The sequence below is a fragment of the Lacimonas salitolerans genome (assembly GCF_042677865.1).
In the GTDB taxonomy this organism is placed as follows: Bacteria; Pseudomonadota; Alphaproteobacteria; order Rhodobacterales; family Rhodobacteraceae; genus Lutimaribacter; species Lutimaribacter salitolerans.
Map to the genome: position 1 here is coordinate 1 of NZ_JBHUDD010000069.1, position 793 is coordinate 793.

At 64.1% G+C, this 793-nt stretch carries 1 protein-coding gene; it reads right to left on the bottom strand.

What is annotated here, in order from left to right:
* The coding region (locus ACFTOW_RS13260; RefSeq protein WP_379916493.1) for a recombinase family protein at window positions 1-793 on the bottom strand (793 nt) is incomplete at both ends.

Below are 793 nucleotides of genomic sequence, written 5' to 3' on the forward strand. Positions count from 1 at the left end.
AACATGAAGCGCCGCTGCGCGAGATCGGCTTCCGTCTGGGCACGCTCGATTGCGCGGCTGCGTAGCTGGTCGGCTTCTTCGTGGCGCGCTTCGATCTCCTTGCGGACTTCGAGCGCCAGTTCGACGGCAGCGGGCGTCATCTGCTGGGCGATGAGCTGGCCGACGGCTTCGTCGATCGCATGCCCGGCGATCGACTGGCATGACGGGTCACCGCGATAGCTATGGGCGCGATCGCAGACGTACCACGATTCCTGTCGGCCACGCCGCGCCGCGTAGCGAACGCGGAAATGCCTGCCGCATTGCCCACATACGGCCCTACCTTGCAACAATGCGGAACCCTCCCTGGGGATCGACGCGCGTGCGTCCTTGTATCCGTGCCCATTCGCTTCGAGGATCTTCAGGTTCTCCTGGTGCTGCTCCCAGCTGATATAGCCGGGATGAGCGTCGGGGATGCAAGCAAGCCAGTCGTCGTTGTCGCGCGCCCGCACAGTCTTTTTGCCATCGATGGTGCGGCGGAACTGTCGCCGACCATAAGCATAAGCACCGGCATAGCGCGGATTGTGCAACACGCGCACTGCGGTCGATGCAGTCAGCGGCCGGAATACCGTCTGGCTGTTGTGCAGGCGCGAGGGGAACAGCAGGCCTTCCGCGCGAAACGCCTTGACGGTCTGGGAGGCGGAGCCGACGCGCGCAAAGGTTCCGAAGAAATGGGCGATGGTTTCCCGGACCTGCATGTCCGGATCAAGTGCCACGTTGCCGAGATCGTCGTAGACCAGCCCGGTTGGCAGGGGGC